Annotated in this window: 13 protein-coding genes and 1 riboswitch; of the genes, 6 read left to right on the top strand and 7 right to left on the bottom strand. The window is 61.6% G+C overall.

Annotated elements, in window-relative coordinates; genetic code table 11:
• Positions 1-145: 145 nt before the first annotated feature.
• Both H8S62_RS12205 and H8S62_RS12200 read left to right on the top strand, forming a co-directional pair.
• A complete protein-coding gene (locus H8S62_RS12205; RefSeq protein WP_186919568.1) occupies positions 146-727 on the top strand; it encodes an RNA polymerase sigma factor in 582 nt (193 codons plus the stop codon).
• Positions 724-2,337, top strand: a complete 1,614-nt coding sequence (locus tag H8S62_RS12200; RefSeq protein WP_186919566.1) for a PepSY domain-containing protein — start codon at positions 724-726, stop codon at positions 2,335-2,337. Before H8S62_RS12205 ends, H8S62_RS12200 begins: the two co-directional genes overlap by 4 nt.
• 131 nt (positions 2,338-2,468) lie before the next feature.
• Here H8S62_RS12200 and H8S62_RS12195 read toward each other — a convergent pair whose 3' ends face one another.
• The 3 genes from H8S62_RS12195 to H8S62_RS12185 form a co-directional block, all read right to left on the bottom strand.
• Positions 2,469-3,626, bottom strand: coding sequence for an aldo/keto reductase (locus H8S62_RS12195; protein ID WP_186919564.1), 1,158 nt, complete (start codon positions 3,624-3,626; stop codon positions 2,469-2,471).
• Positions 3,627-3,673: 47 nt separating this feature from the next.
• Entirely contained in the window at positions 3,674-4,693 is a 1,020-nt protein-coding gene (locus H8S62_RS12190; protein WP_186919562.1) for an inorganic phosphate transporter, read from the bottom strand.
• Positions 4,694-5,089: 396 nt separating this feature from the next.
• Positions 5,090-5,593 (bottom strand): SLOG family protein, encoded by a 504-nt coding sequence (locus H8S62_RS12185; protein WP_155148639.1) that lies wholly within the window; start codon positions 5,591-5,593, stop codon positions 5,090-5,092.
• 160 nt (positions 5,594-5,753) lie between these two features.
• A riboswitch (FMN riboswitch) is annotated at positions 5,754-5,898 on the top strand.
• A gap of 81 nt (positions 5,899-5,979) precedes the next feature.
• Between H8S62_RS12185 and H8S62_RS12180 the strand changes: the two genes are divergently transcribed.
• From H8S62_RS12180 to H8S62_RS12165, 4 genes are all read left to right on the top strand, one after another.
• Positions 5,980-6,684 (top strand): ECF transporter S component, encoded by a 705-nt coding sequence (locus H8S62_RS12180; protein ID WP_155148640.1) that lies wholly within the window; start codon positions 5,980-5,982, stop codon positions 6,682-6,684.
• Positions 6,685-6,978: 294 nt separating this feature from the next.
• Entirely contained in the window at positions 6,979-8,229 is a 1,251-nt protein-coding gene (locus H8S62_RS12175; protein WP_155148642.1) for a DNA polymerase Y family protein, read from the top strand.
• Positions 8,230-8,494: 265 nt separating this feature from the next.
• A complete protein-coding gene (locus H8S62_RS12170; protein WP_155148644.1) occupies positions 8,495-8,875 on the top strand; it encodes a BlaI/MecI/CopY family transcriptional regulator in 381 nt (126 codons plus the stop codon).
• Positions 8,875-11,865, top strand: a complete 2,991-nt coding sequence (locus H8S62_RS12165) for a M56 family metallopeptidase (protein ID WP_186919560.1) — start codon at positions 8,875-8,877, stop codon at positions 11,863-11,865. Before H8S62_RS12170 ends, H8S62_RS12165 begins: the two co-directional genes overlap by 1 nt.
• Before the next feature lie 98 nt (positions 11,866-11,963).
• On the opposite strand, the gene H8S62_RS12160 is transcribed toward H8S62_RS12165, so the two are convergent.
• The 4 genes from H8S62_RS12160 to H8S62_RS12145 all read right to left on the bottom strand — a co-directional run bounded on the left by H8S62_RS12160 (position 11,964) and on the right by H8S62_RS12145 (position 16,881).
• Positions 11,964-13,052 carry a Shedu anti-phage system protein SduA domain-containing protein gene (locus H8S62_RS12160; protein WP_186919558.1) on the bottom strand — a complete coding sequence of 363 codons (1,089 nt, stop codon included), beginning with the start codon at positions 13,050-13,052 and terminating at the stop codon, positions 11,964-11,966.
• Positions 13,053-13,088: 36 nt separating this feature from the next.
• Positions 13,089-13,523: a hypothetical protein gene (locus tag H8S62_RS12155; protein ID WP_186919557.1), complete on the bottom strand. Its 435-nt coding sequence runs from the start codon at positions 13,521-13,523 to the stop codon at positions 13,089-13,091.
• Positions 13,524-13,603: 80 nt separating this feature from the next.
• Positions 13,604-14,050: a hypothetical protein gene (locus H8S62_RS12150; RefSeq protein ID WP_155148653.1), complete on the bottom strand. Its 447-nt coding sequence runs from the start codon at positions 14,048-14,050 to the stop codon at positions 13,604-13,606.
• Positions 14,051-14,337: 287 nt separating this feature from the next.
• On the bottom strand, positions 14,338-16,881 hold the full coding sequence (locus tag H8S62_RS12145) for an ATP-dependent Clp protease ATP-binding subunit (protein ID WP_155148655.1): 2,544 nt from the start codon (positions 16,879-16,881) through the stop codon (positions 14,338-14,340).
• Positions 16,882-16,998 lie beyond the last annotated feature (117 nt).

The following is a 16,998-nucleotide window of genomic DNA, read 5'->3' as shown; positions in this document are numbered from 1 at the left end:
CCCCCATAAGCGTATTCCATGACTTCTAAAGCATATTGTCACGGGACAGGGCCTATGATAGAATCTTTTCAACAGCAGAAAATTTCGGCGGCGGCGCAATAAACGCGTCCGGGCCGCCGTTATTGTAGTGAGAGGGGACCGCGCCATGCTACTGTTTGGACTGGCCGCAATCGAACAGCAGGTCTTCCCGGGGGCGGCCCCCGCCCTGGAGGACAGCCTTATCCTGGACGTCGCCAAAGGCGACACCCGGGCGTTTTCCGAACTCTATATCCGTACCCACAAATCAATCTACGGCTTCGCGCTGTCCATCGTTAAAAACCAGCAGGACGCGGAGGACGTAATGCAGGACACCTACCTGAAGGTGGACCGGGCGGCGGGGAGCTACCAGCCCCGGGGCAAGCCCATGGCCTGGCTGCTGACCATTGCCCGGAACCTGGCGCTGGAGCGGCTGCGCTCCCGGCGGGACGTGCCTCTGGAGCAGGAGGACTGGCACCTCTGGTCCGCAGAGGACCCCACTCAGGCGCAGGAGGACGCTCTGGTGCTGGAGGCCGCCATGGAGCTGCTGGGCGATGAGGAGCGGCAGGTGGTGACCCTACACGCGCTGAGCGGGCTCAAGCACCGGGAGATTGCGGCGCTGCTGGGGCTGCCCCTTGCCACGGTGCTCTCCAAGTACCGCAGGGCGCTTATGAAGCTGAAACATTATCTGGAGGAGGTGGAACAGGCATGACGGACCGCGAATTGGAAGCCCGGCTGGCGCGGGCCATGGCTGACGCCGCCCCCGACCGCCTGGACGACCTCCTGAGAGTCAGGGAGGGCCGCCGTGCCCCGGAGGGCGGCGGAGACAATGTGACCGACATCGGCGAGGCCCAGGGAAGGAAGCGGCGGTCCTGGCGGACGCTCGCGGCGGCTACCGCCGCCGCGCTGGTTCTGGTGCTGGGAGGCGGCGGCATTTTTGGCTGGCGGTACGCCAACGCGCCCGACTCCCTGGTGGCCATCGACGTAAACCCCAGCGTCCAGCTTACGGTGAGCCGGAACGAGAAGGTGCTGGAGGCCGAGGCCCTCAACGCCGACGGAGCGGAGATTATCGACGATATGGACCTGCGGGGGTCCGGGCTCAATGTGGCCGTCAACGCCCTCATCGGCTCCATGGTCCAGCACGGGTATATCGACGAGCTGCGCAACAGCGTCCTGATCACGGTGGAGAACTCCGACGAGGGGAAGGCCCGGGCGCTCCAGGACAGCCTGATGGCCGACGTGGAGGGCCTGCTGGCCGGAAACGCGGTGGACGCGGCGGTGGTGGGGCAGACCATCACCACCAAGGACCAGGAGCTTGAGACCCTGGCGGCAGAGAATAATATCTCCGAGGGCAAGGCGGCGCTGATCCAGCGGATTATGGCAGTGGACCCCACACTGAAATTTGAGACCCTGGCCGGGCTGTCCATCACCGACCTCAACCTGCTGGCAGAGTCCAAGCGGGCCGACGTGACCGACATGGCGGTGACGGGCAAGGCCAGCGACAAGGCCTATATCGGCCTGGAGCGGGCCGGGGAGATCGCCCGGGCGCAGCTCCCGGGCGCCACCCTCAAGAAGGTGGAATTTGACTATGACGACGGCATGGTGTACGAGGCGGAGCTCCTGCTGGACGGATACGAGTATGAGCTGGAGATCGACGCAGTGACCGGGGCCGTGCTGAAATGGGACTGGGAGCTGGACGACGATGCGCCGCCGCCTGTCAGCCCCTCGCCGTCCCCGAAACCCGTGCCGGGCGAGACGGCCGGTCCCGCGCCAAGTACGCCGCCCAGCGTCGCGCCGCAGCCCCTGCCAAGTCCTTCGACGCCCACGGAGACGCCCATGCCCAGTCCCTCCGAGCGTCAATACATCACCGAGGAGGCGGCCAGGGCCCTGGTACTGGCGGAAATTCCCGGCGCAGAGTTTACGGAGTTCAAATTCGAGCGGAACGACGGCAGGCGGATTTACAAGGGCGAGGCCGTGCTGGAGCGCACCGAATACGAGTTTAAAATCGACGCCGCCACCGGGGAGTTTATCAAGTGGGAGTCGGAGCGGATGGACGAGGACGACTGGCGGGAGCACCAGGAGAAACAGGGCGGCGGCCCCAAGGACCCCAGCCCCTCAGAGTACGTCGGGAAGAAGGGGGCGGAGGACATTGTCCTGGCGCAGCTCCCTGGCGCGCAGGTGGGGAAAATCAAGCTGGACAAGGACGACGGCAGGGCGGTCTATGAGGGCAAGGCCTGGCTGAACGGTTGGGAATACGAGTTTGAGATCGACGCGGTGAGCGGAGAGATTTTGGACTGGGACTCAGAGCCGATGGACGATTGAGAAAAAGAAAAGAAGGCCGTCCCCGCTGCCTGCGGGGACGGCCTTCCTCTGTGGCGGGAGGAGCGGAGGGGAAGGAAGGGGAAAGGCGCAGAGCGGGCGTTGAGCCGACCCCGCGGCGTGCAGGGCGGGAATTATTTGCCAAAGAGCGCGGCGGCGCGGGCCATGCGAGCGGACACGCTTACGTGGAAGGGACAGCGCTCCTCGCACTGACCGCAGGCAACGCAGTCGGAGCCGTGGGCGTCCAGGGCGTCGTAGTGGGCGCGGACGGTGGGAGGGACCTCGCCGCCGCCCGCCAGGGCCAGGTCCAGGCAGCGGTTCACGGCGGCCACGTCGATGCGGGCGGGGCAGGGATGGCAGTGGTTGCAGTACATACAGCGGCCCTGGGCCCCGGCGTAGAGGCCCGCCCCGGCCAGAACCTCGGAGTAGTCCCGCTGGGCGTCGGTGGCGGTCTCATAGGCCGCGGCGGCGCGGACCTCCTCCGGCGTGCGGCAGCCGATGAGGACCGAGGAGACCGCAGGACGGGTGAGGGCGTAGTGCATACACTGTGCGGGGGTGAGGGCCGCGCCGAAGGGGGAGGCCTCCGCCGAGAGGAGCGTGCCCGCCCCCAGGGCCTTCATGACGGTGATGCCCACGCCGAGAGACTCGCAGGTGCGGTAGAGCTGCTCCCGGGCGGGGTCGGCGCTGGAGAGGCCGCCGCCACGGAAGGTCTCGGGGGAGAGCAGGCCCTCGATGCTGACCCCCTCGGGCACCAGATCGAAGGCAGGGTTGATGCTGAACATGAGCACATCCACAAAGCCGGCCTCCACCGCCCGGCGGGCGGCGAGGGGCTCGTGGGAGCTGAGGCCCACGGCCTTGACGACCCCCTGGTCCTTGAGGGACTGGGCGTACTCCACCAGGCCGCTTTCCATCAGCGCGTCGTAGTCGCCCTGGGTGTCCACAAAGTGGAGCATACCGATGTCCACATAGTCTGTGTCCAGGCGCTTGAGAAAATCCTCAAAGGCGTGCTTGGCCTCGTCCAGCCTGCGGGTGCGGCAGTACTGGCCGTCCAGCCAGGCGGAGCCGATGTGGCCCTGGAGGACCGCCCGCTCCCTGCGGCCCTTCAGGGCAGCGCCCAGGTCGGTGCGGACCTGTGGCTCGGACATGAAAACGTCCAGGATGTTGATGTCCTGGCGCAGGGCTTCGTCCACCACGGCGCAGACCGCTTCGGCGTCCTGGCCCTGGAGATGCTCACAGCCCAGACCCACCTCGCTGACGGTGAGGCCGGATTTTCCCAGCGTACGGAATCTCATACGGTATTCCCCCTTTTTCTACATCATACCCTGAACGGCGGGGGCTTTCAAGAGAAAAGGGAGAGAAAACACTTTGCGGTGAAAAAGCCGATGAGGCCGCAGCCGGGAAAGGTAAATATCCAGGTGAGGAGGATGGAGCGGACCACCCCCCGGTCCGCCCTGCCGCCCACACCCAGGATGGCGGCGGTCTTGGCGTGGGTGGTGGAGACGGGCAGGCCCAGCGCTGTGCAGAGAAGCAGGCAGACCCCGCCCCCCAGATCGGCGGCGAAGCCCAGCCGGGGGGTGAGGGAGACCATGTCCCGGCCCACGGTGTCGATGATGCGGCGGCCTCCCATGGCGGTGCCCAGGGCCATCACCAGGGCGCAGAGGACCATGAGCCAGAGGGGGATGAGAAAGGTCTCGGTGTCCCGCCGGCCCGCGGCCAGAGCGGTGCCCAGGAGGAAGACCCCCATGAATTTCTGCCCGTCCTGGGCGCCGTGGAGAAAGGCCATGGCCGCCGCGCCGCCGATCTGACATTTGCGGAAAGCGCGGGAACTGCCCCGGCGGGGGAGAAGGCGCACGGCGAGCCTGCCCAGGAGGAAGCCCAGCGCTACCGACAGAACGAGGCCCAGCAGGACCTTGCCCCAGGCGGCGGCGCGGACGTTGGAGAGCCCGCCCCGCAGGGCGATTGCCGCGCCGGTGACTCCCGCCACAAGGGCGTGGCTCTCGCTGGTGGGGATGCCGAACCGCCAGGCCAGGACCGCCCAGGCCACGATGGACACCAGGGCGGCGCAGAGGGCGGTGAGGGCGGAGGAGGGGTCGCCGGAGAAATCGGCGATGTCGTAGATGGTCTCGGCCACCGAGGAGTTGACCGCCGTCATGCAGACCACGCCCAGGAGATTGCAGATTGCGGCCAGCACCACCGCCGGGCGGAAGGGGAGGGCGTCCGTGACCACGGCGGTGGCGATGGCGTTGGGGGCGTCGGTCCAGCCGTTGACCAGGATGACGGCCAGGACCAGCGCCGTGGTGACGGCGAGAACAGGGTCCTGGGCGAGATGGGACACGAACGTGGTGAAGGAGATCGGCATAGCATTACACCCCCATTGGGCCTTGTTTGATAACTGGCAATATGCCCGACGATTGGGCGTGTTGACATTTTTGAAACAAGGCTTAAGCGCGGCGGACGTTTCCTGCGGGAACTGCAGATATGACCGCCGCGCCTTCCGGGGGCGCCGGTTCCCCCTGCGCCCCCCTCCGCGCGCGGAGGGGGCTGTCTGGAGGCTTACGGAAAAAACCCCCGTACACAGAGTGTACGGGGGCGGAGCGGGAGATATGAGAGAAATGAAAGGGCCTCCTGCGTCAGGGCGGGGAGGAGGACTGCCGCACCCCGAGAAGGACTGTGTGTCTGCCTGCCGCGGATACGCATACTGCCGGCTCCGCGATTGATTGGTACTGCGAGGGACGGCGGGGAAGGCGGACGGTGCTCAGGACTGCACGTCCAGGGTCACGATGTCCAGGCCGTGCTTCATGGCGTAGGAGAGGGTATACATGGTGCCGCCCAGCATTCCGCCGTAGACGGCGATGAGCATGGAGGAGCGGTCCACCATGTAGCGGTCCCGGCGGAGCATACAGCCCCGGTCATAGTGGTGCTGAACCATGGTCTCGAAGTCGCAGCGGCGGATGAGGCCAAAGTATCGGTCCCGGTCCCGCTCCCGCCAGCGGGCGGCCTGTTCCTCGCAGGGGAGGGCGGCCTCCACCGTCACCCCGGGGCGGTTCTCCCGCAGGGCGAGGGCGGCCTCGCAGAAGTAGAAGTCCGCGCCCTGGGCCATGCCGCAGATAAAATGCCGCTTGCCCTTGCCGTAAGCATCCCCAAGGGCGGCGGCCAGACGGCCCTTCAGCTCCACGCAGCGCGGGTCCGACTCGTCATAACGCCAGGGCAGCTTTTCCGGCCTGTGGCCGGTAAAACAGCAGGTCTGTTCTCTGTCCATTCCAATCCTCCGCACATGATATCTTATTTCTGCATTGTATTATATCCAGCCGCGCAAGTCAATGACAACATCGAACGTTTGTGCGAAAACGGCTTTTTTCATATAGGGGGTTGCATTTTTCCGGCCATTGAGTATAATATGCTCAGGACAACTGAACAAGGAATGTCTTCAGGGCAGGGTGAAAATCCCGATCGGCGGTAAAGTCCGCGAGCGTTCTCCGTGAGAGCGCAGACCCGGTGCAACTCCGGGACCGACAGTGACGTATCCGTAAGCCGGGTGCGAAGTCTGGATGGAAGAAGATGTGTTAAAACACCTCCTTTGTATGCTTTTAACACCTGAAAGGCATTGGCTTTTCAGGTGTTACTATGCCATAGGGAGTGTTTTTTATGCCCGTTCTCTCCGACACCCGCAGCGCCCAAGCCAGCCGGATCAACGTCCGCACCATCGCCTGCACGGGAATGCTCTGTGCCATCGCCTACGTGGTCATGTTCCTCTCCAAGACCATCTTCGCGCCCCTGGCGGTGGCGGGCTTCCTCACCTTCGACCTGAAGGACGTGGTCATCGCCATCGGCGGCTTTATCTTCGGGCCCCTCAATGCCCTCGCCATCTCCCTGGTGGTCTCCCTCATCGAGATGGTCACCGTCAGCGGCACCGGCCCCGTGGGTCTGCTCATGAATGTCCTGGCCACCATCTCCTTCGTCTGCCCCGCCGCCTTTCTCTACAAGCGCCGCCACCAGGTAAGCTCCGCCGTCTTCGGGCTGGTTCTGGGCGGGCTGCTCATGACCGGCGTCATGCTGCTGTGGAACTACCTTATTACTCCGCTGTACCTGAACCTGCCCCGGGAAAAGGTTGCGGAGATGCTGATTCCCGCGTTCCTGCCCTTCAACCTCATCAAGGCGCTGATGAACGGCGCGCTGACCATGCTGCTCTACAAGCCGGTGGTCATGGCCCTGCGAAAAGCCAGGCTGGTGCCGGAGGAGGACCGCTCCGCGGGCGCGCACAGGAAGGGCAGGCTCAGTGTGACCATCATCGCGGTCATTGCCCTCGCCACCGCCGTCCTGCTTGGGCTGGTGCTGGCGGGCGTTATCTGAATCATGCGGCCAGGCAGCCCGTGGAAAAGCCCTTTAGGGCTTTTCCACGGGCTGCTCATTTCTGAGGCCTATGTCCCCAGAAATGACGAAGATACATTTGATTCCGCCGACTGCGGACGAGGGAACTCTGCAAGGCTTTTTCTGCGGAGGGCTTTTCCACGGGCTACTGCACTTTTAAAACGCTGTAATCAGCCTGAAGTTCCCCTGTCTTTTAATAGGGGAACTCTGGAACGGATGTTTGACTTCGCGAATGGAATGACCTATAATATGGGCAGGGAAAGGAGGCGCTCCAACATGGACAGGACCATACTGCACTGCGATTTGAACAGCTTTTACTGCTCGGTGGAGCTCCTCTCGCTGCCGGAGCTCCGGGAGAGCGGCAGGCCCGTTGCGGTCTGCGGAGATCCGGAGAGCCGGCATGGAATTATCCTGGCCAAGAACGAGGCGGCCAAGGCCAAGGGGGTCAAAACGGCCGAACCAATCTGGCAGGCCCAGCGCAAGTGCCCGGGGCTGGTGCTCCTGGGGGCCCACCGGGACCGCTACCAGTACTGGTCCGCGAGGGTCAACGAGATCTACGAGCATTTCACGGACCTGGTGGAGCCCTTCTCCATCGACGAGAGCTGGCTGGACGTGACAGGCTCCATGCACCTGTGGGGCGGGGACGGAGAGAAGGTGGCCAACCTGGTGCGGGAGACGGTGAAGGGTGAGACCGGCGGTCTCACCGTGTCGGTGGGGGTGTCCTTCAATAAGGTTTTCGCCAAGATGGGGAGCGACTACAAAAAGCCCGACGCCACCACTGTGATTACCCGGGAGAATTACCGGCAGCTCCTCTGGCCCCTGCCGGTGACAGATCTGCTCTTTGTGGGCGGCGCGGCGGCGAAGATTCTGGCCGGGTACGGCGTGCACACCATCGGGGATCTGGCCCGCTTTGACCGGGAGGCGCTGACGGGTATTCTGGGCAAGCAGGGGGCCACTCTCCACGATTACGCCGCCGGCGCGGAGCACGAGGCGGTCAGTCCGGCGGGAACCTATGCGCCGCCCAAGAGCGTGGGCAACGGCATCACCTTCAAGCGCAATCTGCTGGGGCTGGAGGACGTGCGCACCGGCGTGGCCGTCCTGGCCGACGAGGTGGCGGCCCGCCTGCGGCGGCACAATCTCAAGTGCACCACCGTCCAGGTGACCATCCGGGACCCCGGCTTCAAGGATATCTGCCGCCAGAAGCGGCTCTCCGCGCCGACCTACGTCTCGCGGGACCTCTCGGAGGCGGTCATGGAGCTGATCTTGTCGTCCTGGAGGCTGGAGTCCCCCATCCGCGCCCTCACCGTCACCGCTCAAAACCTGGTGGACGAGGACGAGGCCGCCGAGCAGTTGGACCTCTTCGCCGCAAATGCCGCCCCCAGGCGGGACAAGCTGGAAAAACTGGAGCATACGGTGGACCGCATCCGGGACAAGTTTGGCGGCGGGGCCATCACCTTCGCCTCGGCGGTGAAGGGGGAGATCGGCGTGGAGGAGGAGCGGAAGGACAACGTGCCGCCGGTGGAGTAAGAAGAAAGCGGATAAGGCCGGGTGGGTTTCGTACAAATAAGAGTTGTTTGAGCAGCGGATTACCGCCGACAGCTCCGCCGAAGGGTGGGGCGCGGCCGCCGGGAACCTGACCGTCCATAACATTTAACTCCTGTCTGTGGAAAACCAACCCGGTTCATTTTATTTAAACTTCTGCAAATGCAAACAATTAGTTGACAGATGACTTCTGCAATTGTAGAATAGGGATGGAAGAAGTTCTGCATTTGCAGAAAAGGAGTGAACGGCGATGAGAGAGTACAGACGTCTGCCGGAGTCGGAGCTGGACATTATGCTGGCGGTATGGGGGGAGCGGGGAGAGGTCACCGCGCCCCGGATTCTGGAGCGGCTGGAGCGGCCCCTCACGGCCAGCGCCCTGCACAGCTATTTCAAGCGGCTGGAGGAGAAGGGCTTCCTCGCCTGCCGGAAGGAGGGGAAGACCAACCTCTACACACCCCTGGTCTCCTGTGAGGAGTACCAGGAGACGGAGGGAAAGTCCATTCTGGGGAAGCTCTATGCCGGCTCCCTCAAGCGCTTCACCGCCGCCCTCTACGACGGGGGAAACCTGGGGCGGGAGGACGTGGAGGAGCTGCGGGCGTTCCTGGACGAACTGGAACAGGAGGGCATGTGATGGAGGCGCTGTTTCTGCGAATGCTCACCCTCTCGGCGGCCTGCGGCGCCGTACTGCTGCCGCTGCTGGTACTGGGGCGGCGCATCCGCCACCGGTATGCCGCCCGCACCATGTATGTGCTGTGGCTGCTGATGGCGGTGCGGCTCATTCTGCCGTTCCAATTCCAGCTCCCCGCCCCGGTCGTCACGGTGGAGGCGCCCGGCTATACCTTCGAGCTGCCGGCGGCCCCGGCCGCTCCGGCCGCCCCCGCCGGGCAGGGAGGGGCGCCGGGGGCGCCTCCCGCTGCGTCCGTCGGGGGCGCTCCGGCCATAACGCCGAATGTTCCCCAGACACCTGCGCCCACCGTCAGTCTGACGGAGCTTCTGTGCATGGTCTGGCTGGCGGGCATGGCGGTATTTCTGGGGTATCAGCTCATCAGCTACGCCCTGGCCCGCCGGGCACTGCTGCGTGCCTCCGCCCCGGCGAAAGCGGAGGCAAGGGGAGCGCTGGACAGTCTGCGCGGGGAGCTGGGCATCCGCAGGATGGTGGACCTGCACGTCACGGAAAGGGTGACATCCCCGGTGATGCTGGGACTCTTCCGGCCCGTGGTGCTCCTACCGGCGGGGGAGGAGGTCCCTGCGCTGGTACTGCGGCATGAGCTGTGCCACCTCAAACGGCTGGACGTGGCCTACAAGGGGCTGATGCTCCTGGCAAACGCCGTCCACTGGTTCAACCCCCTGGTATGGTGGATGGCCCGGGAGGCGGGCCGGAACCTGGAGCTTTGCTGTGATGAGGCCGCCCTCCGGGGCGCACCGGCAGACGAGCGCAGGGCCTATGGGGAGATCCTGCTCCGGACCGCCGCGGGCGGCGCGTCCCCCGCCTTCTCCACCCGCTTCGGCAGCGGAAAAAAGCAGCTCAGGGAGCGGCTATCAAACCTCTTCCAGAAAAAACGCACCGGTGCGGTCCTGGTTTGCTCGGCGCTGGTCCTGGCGCTGGCCCTGGGGTCACTGGTGGCCTGCGAGAGCGGGGGTGAGGCGGCCGCGCCGCTGTCCCCCTTCGACGCCCTGGTGGAGCTGGAGGACAGCGCAGCCTTCGACCCGGAGACGGGCAACCTGACCTTCGTCCTTCCTGCGGGGTACGCCCCCGCATCCGACTGGAATATTCATGTTGCGGGCCGGCAGTTCATGGGGGACGGCGGCGATGGCATGAGCCTGCACTACTTTGAAGGCGAGACCTGGGAGCCGGGGGATACCGCTATAATCAATCTTACTGAGGGGCAGGTTAAAAATCTCACGGAACTGACCCTGGACGCCGCCCTTCCCGACCCGGGAGCGGAGCACCTGGGCGGGGAGCGGAGCATCAGCGTGGATCTGCTGGCCGTTGTCCGGGCGGCCACGACGCTCTACACCGACACGGAGTACGGCTTTACGTTGCGGCTGCCGGAGAGCTGGCAGGGGAAGTATGTGACGCAGCCGGACAGCAGCGGCAGCGGGACGGTGTTCCGCCAGAAGAGCCGCGGGGCCAACAGCGGAAATATCTTCACCCTCTATACGGAGGAGACCGCCGCGTTCCGGGCCAGCTGGGGGGATGGGAGCTACGAGGAGATTGAATCGCACTTCAACGGCGGCGGGATGATCATCTTCGGCAAGACCGGGGACTACACCGTCTACGCCGTTTTTGTCTCCGACATGAACTATGACGCCACCCGGGAGGACGTGGCGGCGGAGTACGACGTGATGCTGCGGGACGCCGGGGCAATGGACCGGACCAATTTTGCCGCCGCGCCCACGGCGCAGGGAAACTCGGCGGCCGTGGACCGCACGGATCTGGAGGCCTGCATCGGAGACGCCATCCTCCAGGCCCAGAGCTGGCACGCCAATGACGAACTGCATACGCAGGCCCATGTGACGCTGAAGACCGAGGAGAGCGGAACACGGACCATAGCCTATGTCATGGCGTATTATCTGGGCTTCCTGGACGTACCAAACGGCTTTGAGACGTTTCAGGGCGGCAGTATGCCGGTGGCGATCACCTTTGAGAAAAACAGCGAGGGAGAGTATCGGCTCGTGGAGTACTGGCAGCCCAGTGACGGCGAAGGGTACTGGAGCTCCATCCGGGAGAGGTTCCCCAGCGACATACCGGACGGGCGTCTGGATACTCAGACCTATGTGGAGAAGCTGACGCAGGAGTGCTACGCCCAGGCCGTCGCCTACTGGGATGTGGATGTGCAACCCATTATTGAAGGGCTGCTGGAGACCATATGCGCATCTTCCGGCGTGACCGCCGACCCGGACACCTACCCGGACGGGGCCCGGCGGGAGCTGCGCTGCTACGGCCAATCGACTCTGGATTACTGCATGGAGGAGTTTGAAAAGGGCGGTCAAACCGGGCTGAAGGGGACTGTGATGGCGGCCATTTGTCAAGAAATTTTAGGCTCGCAGCCCGACGTTCTGCCCAGTCCCGGCGAGACGGGCCAGAGCTGGTACGAGGCGTACAGAATTGCGGCGGCGGAACAGGCCCTTCTGGCGCAGCGCCCGGACTATACGCTGCTGCGCATGGTGCGCCATGGAGCGTACTTCGTGGCCGCGGCCCGAAAGAACCCGGACGACATCGTCGGCTACTATGCCCCCACGGCGTTTATTCTGGCCCGGCGGGATGGGATTTGGAGCATTGCTGCGGAGCAGGGCTGCGATCCCGCGCTGACGCCCGGGTTTTCCGCATCGGTCCTCCATGCTGAGGGGATGACCGTGGTGGTGGGGGATCTGGGAGACAGGCTGCTGCTGCCGGGACCGCTGGACGAGGAGGGGATGGGGTTTCGCGCCTTTGAGGAGACCGATGTGGTCCTGGTGACCGATGGGGGAAAATGGGGCGCAACCTTCCGGAAGGACGGGGACATTCTCTTTGCCGTGGACGGCACCCTGGAGGTGAGCGACCTGCTTTTCTCCGTGGACGGAGAGCAGGTCACCGGTTATCAGCAGATTTTCGGTGAATCGCCGCAGGCGCTTGATTAAGGATGACAATAACGAAGTAATCGCGTAAAAGGAATCGCCCGCTGCCGTCACTACGGCAGCGGGCGATTCCTTATGCTTAAGTAGATGGAACCCAAGTATTATTTGCGCTCCAGTTTTTTTATCCAACTGTCCCAGGTTTCTGTTTCAATATGAAAGTACAGCGACTGATCGGCTTGGTGACGTTTTTGACTTTCCTTTAAATCATCAACGGTATGCCCGCCGATAAAGATGAAATGAAGATGAATATCCTTATCAGAGTCGACCTGAAGCTTTGGCCTGGGGCCGGGAAAGGCGTGGTAGGGCCGTTTGCCGTCTACTACGGACTGACGGACCTGGTGAACAAAGCGCCTGAACTGTTCGTAGTTCGAGCGTACCCATGCTTCCCGGGAGAGCAGCTGTCCGCGCCCCTCCTGAATGGGGGCAGTAAACTCCTGATAATGGTTTTTACGAAGAAGATGGTGCTGGGCGGCCTTAATTTCTATCAGATAGACACTCATACGGGAACGCCCTGTAAAGACGGCAAAATCAACCCTTCCTGAACTGCCCACAGGAAATTCGGAGAAACAGATATACTCATCTTTTGGAGATGCATATATCTCCGAAAAAAAGGAGAGATCCTCTTTCAGAAATGCAGATATTGTCTGCTCATTGGCACTGGAATGAACCAATTCGTCTAATTCTGCCCGGCTGTGCATTTTTGCTGCGATCTCCAGCCGACGCTCTGAGATTTCCGGCGGTTCTATATATTGGAAAACTTTAATTGGTGGAATACCATCCAGCGCCTTTCGTATCTCCGCCTGAAGCCATGGGTCCTTGTCAGTCGACAGATCGAATTCGGTCGGGCTGCACTCCAAAAGCGCCTCTATACGTGTGCGAGAGAGCCCGCGCCATTCAGGGTGTCCGTCCGGAGTAAACGTAACTAAGTCAAATTTATGGGTAAAGAAGGCAGGACCCTCAAAGTGATCAACAATCTGGGAGACCTCCGGTATTTTCTTGTTGGCAATTAACTGACGCCGAATATTTTCAATTGCATTTGTTACTGAGACGGATGGATTCTCATCCAGTTCAGTCAATACGGCATAGAAATCCCCTCCCCGGCCGGAGAATAGGCGCACACGGCAGATTCCGGCAGGAGTAATACACCAGGAAGGGGCCTTAAAGCGAAAGATAAAGTCACAAAGCTTCAAAAAGGCATCGTCTCCATCAGTATTATAGTCAAAAGTCTAGATGCGGAGAAACCGCTCAAAATCCGCACGAAGCTGATACTTCAAAGAGTAGTACTCCTCCGGCTGCATCGACATATTAGACATAATTTCTACATCGCTCTCTTTATTCGCCATTTGACGGAGAATGGCATACTTACATTCCCCCAGCCGCCAGGCATAGTCCCACAAATCAACGCCGCGGGTAAAGTCGCCCTGATGATGAAAAAAGAGTGTGCCCGGCGTCTCGTTGGAGTCCCCCAATGGCTGATCCAGAGAAAGCGGACTTTCCAGAGAAATATTCCGGTTATGTACTCTGCGGTACTCGTCTATGGCCTCCTGAACTCGGTAATAGAGATAAGAGTTCCACTCGCAGCAGCCCTCGTATCTGTGATAGGTAATTTTCGCATCCCAATAGGCCAGCCAGGCCTCGCCTCGGCACTCCTCCTGATCCATATTTCCCCCAAAAAGCCGGCATGTATCATAAATAAATGACCTAATGGAGGCGTATTGCCGTATATCAAAGAAGTGTGTGCTCATTGCTTCCTACCTCTCCTTGAAGCAGCGGGGGGAGGTGTGAGACTCTGGGAGAGCGCTGTTTTTCCAGGGGCCGGCGCAGATTCAACCAGGAGGCCAACCCAGGCATTGGCATCCTGATTCCAAGCGACCTCATATCGGGCAGGAAGAGGGATGCCCTGCTCGACCAGAGCACGGGTAAAAGCGGGATCCTTAATGCGGCCGCCTTTTGGAAATTTATAGTTTGGTTGTTCGGAGGAGCGTATAGTGAGCAGCGTGCGATCAGAATGGATACGAAACTCAAGAGCTAAAGAGGGAATCTCCGTTATGAGCTTATCGTAAAATTTTTGATTAAGGGCGATGTGTCCGCTTGCAGAGACATTGACGGCGTAGGTATTGATGAGAGAATGCGGGTGGGGGACCAGGAGCATTTCTGAAAAGTCAATAACAATGGTTGCAGGATTCATAAGGGTTCATTCCTTCCGCTATAGAATATAAGCTTTTAGCTGGTCTAGTGCAAATTATAGGCTTTTTTTATCAAAAACTCCAGTGACGTACTATACAAAGAAAAATATGAATACCTATACAATATTGATATAAAAAATGTATAAATATTCATAATGCTCAAGAATATACAAATATTTATCAATAATATACATGTGCGGCCCGATGGAAACTTTGTACGATTAAAGGATTGGGACACAATAAAAGGCTCTGGGGGACCATGCGGTCCCCCAGAGCCTTTTATTGTATTTTACAGTGTCTCCACATGGACGGTCTCGCCGTCGGAAGAGGCATTGATCTGGGTAATCGGGTTTTGGTAGCTGTCAATAATCTTGTTGGCGATGGGGTCCTCGAGATCCTTCTGTATCTGACGGCGGAGGTTTCGTGCGCCATAGGTCATGGAGTAGGACCTCCTCACCAGATGGTCCAGCAGGGACTCGTCGTAGTGGAAGGCAATGCCCTTCTCCTGCAGCGCGTCGGTCAGCTCGCCCAACATAATTTTGGCGATTTGTTTGAAGTTGTCCTCACTGAGCTTATTGAAGTAGACGATCTCGTCCACGCGGTTGATAAACTCCGGACGGAGGAAGCCCTCCAGAGCCTTCATGGTCCGCTCCCGGCCCTGGTCGTTGGCCGTGCCGCCAAAGCCCACGCTGCCGGAGGACTTGGTGTCGCTGCCGGCGTTGGAGGTCATGACGATGACGGTGTTCTCAAAGTTCACGTTCCGGCCCTGGGCGTCGGTGATATGGCCGTCGTCCAGAATCTGGAGGAGGATGTTCAGAACATCGGGATGGGCCTTCTCAATCTCGTCAAAGAGCACCACGCAGTAGGGCTTGCGGCGTACCTTCTCTGTGAGCTGCCCGGCCTCGTCATACCCCACATAGCCCGGGGGCGAGCCGATGATCCGGCTGACGGCAAACTTCTCCATAAACTCGGACATATCCAGCCGGATGAGAGACTCGGGGGAGTGGAACATATCCATGGCAAGGCGGCGCACCAGCTCGGTCTTGCCCACGCCGGTGGAGCCCACGAAGATGAAGGACACGGGCTTGCGCTTGGAGGCGATGCCAACCCGGTTGCGCCGCACGGCGGCGGCAACGGCCCTGACGGCGTCATCCTGGCCGATGATGTGCTCCTTAAGGCGGTTCTCCAGCTGGGCAAGGCGGGCGTACTCAGCCTCCTGAATGGAGGAGGCGGGAATTTTGGTCCACAGCTCAATGACCCGGGCGAGATGCTCCAGCGTCAGCGGCGGGGCGCTCTGTGCGTCCAGCTTAGCCTGCTCCTCCATGAGCTGGAGCTCCCTGCTCTTGAGGACGGCGAGGCGCTCGTACTCGTTCTCGGAGGGCTCGGCCTGGAGGGACTGGCGCGCGTCGGTCAGGGCCTGGAGCTCCTGGCGGAGCTTGGTCTGCTCGCGCTCGTTGTCCTTGAGCCCGGCCTCCTGTCCCACAGCGGCGGCGAGGGCGGTGTGCTCGCCGGCCAGCTTCTGGAGCTCCCGGCGCAGCTCGGCCTGGCGGCTCTCGTTCTGCTTCAGGTCGGCCTGACGCTTCACGTCACGGCTGCTCTGCTCGGCCATGATGGCGTCCCGCTCACGGGCGACGGCGTCCAGCTCCTTGGTGACCTCAGAGAGGCGGGCCAGGGTCAGGTTGTGGAGGTTGACGTCGGAGCAGGCCTCGTCAATCAGGTCGATGGCCTTGTCCGGGAGATACCGGTCGGTGATGTAACGCTCGCTCATGGTGACGGCGAGACGGGCCATCTCCGGGGAGATGGAGACGAAGTGGTACTTCTCGTAGTAGGGCTTGATGCCCATAAGAATTTTCACGCTGTCCTCGATGGAGGGCTCGTCTACAATGACGGGCTGGAAGCGGCGCTCCAGCGCGGAGTCCTTCTCGATATACTTGCGGTACTCGGTGAGAGTGGTGGCGCCGATGACCTGGATCTCGCCCCGGCTCAGGGCCGGCTTGAGAATATTGGCGGCGTTCATGCTGCCCTCGGCGTCGCCCGCGCCCACAATATTGTGGACCTCGTCAATCACCAGAATAATATTGCCCAGCTTCTTGACCTCGTCAATAAGGCCCTTCATGCGGCTCTCGAACTGGCCGCGGAACTGGGTGCCCGCCACCAGGGCGGTGAGGTCCAGGAGATAGACCTCCTTGTCCTTGAGCTTATAGGGCACGTTGCCCTCAAAGATCCGCAGAGCGAGGCCCTCGGCAATGGCGGTCTTGCCCACGCCGGGCTCACCGATGAGGCAGGGGTTGTTCTTCTGCCGGCGGTTGAGGATCTGGATGGTCCGCTCGATCTCCTGATCGCGGCCCACGATTTTGTCCAGCTTTCCGTCCGCGGCCTTCTGCGTCAGAGAGATGCAGTAGTTCTCGAGAAATTTCCGCTTCGGCGCACGCTCGCCCTTGCCGCTCTTCTCCTCGCGGGGTGATTCCTTTTCCTTGCCGCGCTCGGGAGGCGTGGGAGCGTCGCCCTGCGCGCCGCCGAAGAGCTTGTTGAGGAAGGGGAAGGTGGCGGTGCGGCCCTCGTCGTCCTCGTCCTCGTCGCCGTCCTCGTCCTGAGGGGCGAGGCCCTCCATGCCCTCGGCGCCGCCGAAGGCAGAGAGCATCTCGTTGGTGAGGCCGTCCAGGTCCTCGTCGCTGATGCCCATCTTCTGCATCATATCTTCCACGGGCTTGATGCCCAGTTCCTTGGCGCACTTGAGGCAGAGACCCTCGCTCTTGGTCTCGCTGCCCTCGATCTTCTGGATGAAGATAACGGCTACATTTTTGTGACATCTGGAACAGAGTGTCGGCTGCATATGTGTCAACTCCTTTGGGACGGACATGCTGTCTGCACGCCCGGCGGGACATACTTGCCCCGGAAAATTAATTTTAGTGCGAAATTATGAACTGCGTATGAATTTCGCTGAAATTCT

This window comes from Lawsonibacter faecis (assembly GCF_014287675.1).
Lineage (GTDB): Bacteria > Bacillota > Clostridia > Oscillospirales > Oscillospiraceae > Pseudoflavonifractor > Pseudoflavonifractor faecis.
The sequence above is the reverse complement of the archived record's forward strand: the minus strand, read 5'-3'. Positions and strand labels throughout refer to the sequence as shown.

Coding starts and splice junctions, on each gene's coding strand:
- H8S62_RS12170 (WP_155148644.1), top strand. CDS start 8,495: ATGAGAGAGTACAGACGTCTGCCGGAGTCGGAGCTGGACATTATGCTG.
- H8S62_RS12205 (WP_186919568.1), top strand. CDS start 146: ATGCTACTGTTTGGACTGGCCGCAATCGAACAGCAGGTCTTCCCGGGG.
- H8S62_RS12200 (WP_186919566.1), top strand. CDS start 724: ATGACGGACCGCGAATTGGAAGCCCGGCTGGCGCGGGCCATGGCTGAC.
- H8S62_RS12190 (WP_186919562.1), bottom strand. CDS start 4,693: ATGCCGATCTCCTTCACCACGTTCGTGTCCCATCTCGCCCAGGACCCT.
- H8S62_RS12145 (WP_155148655.1), bottom strand. CDS start 16,881: ATGCAGCCGACACTCTGTTCCAGATGTCACAAAAATGTAGCCGTTATC.
- H8S62_RS12175 (WP_155148642.1), top strand. CDS start 6,979: ATGGACAGGACCATACTGCACTGCGATTTGAACAGCTTTTACTGCTCG.
- H8S62_RS12155 (WP_186919557.1), bottom strand. CDS start 13,523: ATGGATCAGGAGGAGTGCCGAGGCGAGGCCTGGCTGGCCTATTGGGAT.
- H8S62_RS12185 (WP_155148639.1), bottom strand. CDS start 5,593: ATGGACAGAGAACAGACCTGCTGTTTTACCGGCCACAGGCCGGAAAAG.
- H8S62_RS12165 (WP_186919560.1), top strand. CDS start 8,875: ATGGAGGCGCTGTTTCTGCGAATGCTCACCCTCTCGGCGGCCTGCGGC.
- H8S62_RS12150 (WP_155148653.1), bottom strand. CDS start 14,050: ATGAATCCTGCAACCATTGTTATTGACTTTTCAGAAATGCTCCTGGTC.
- H8S62_RS12180 (WP_155148640.1), top strand. CDS start 5,980: ATGCCCGTTCTCTCCGACACCCGCAGCGCCCAAGCCAGCCGGATCAAC.
- H8S62_RS12195 (WP_186919564.1), bottom strand. CDS start 3,626: ATGAGATTCCGTACGCTGGGAAAATCCGGCCTCACCGTCAGCGAGGTG.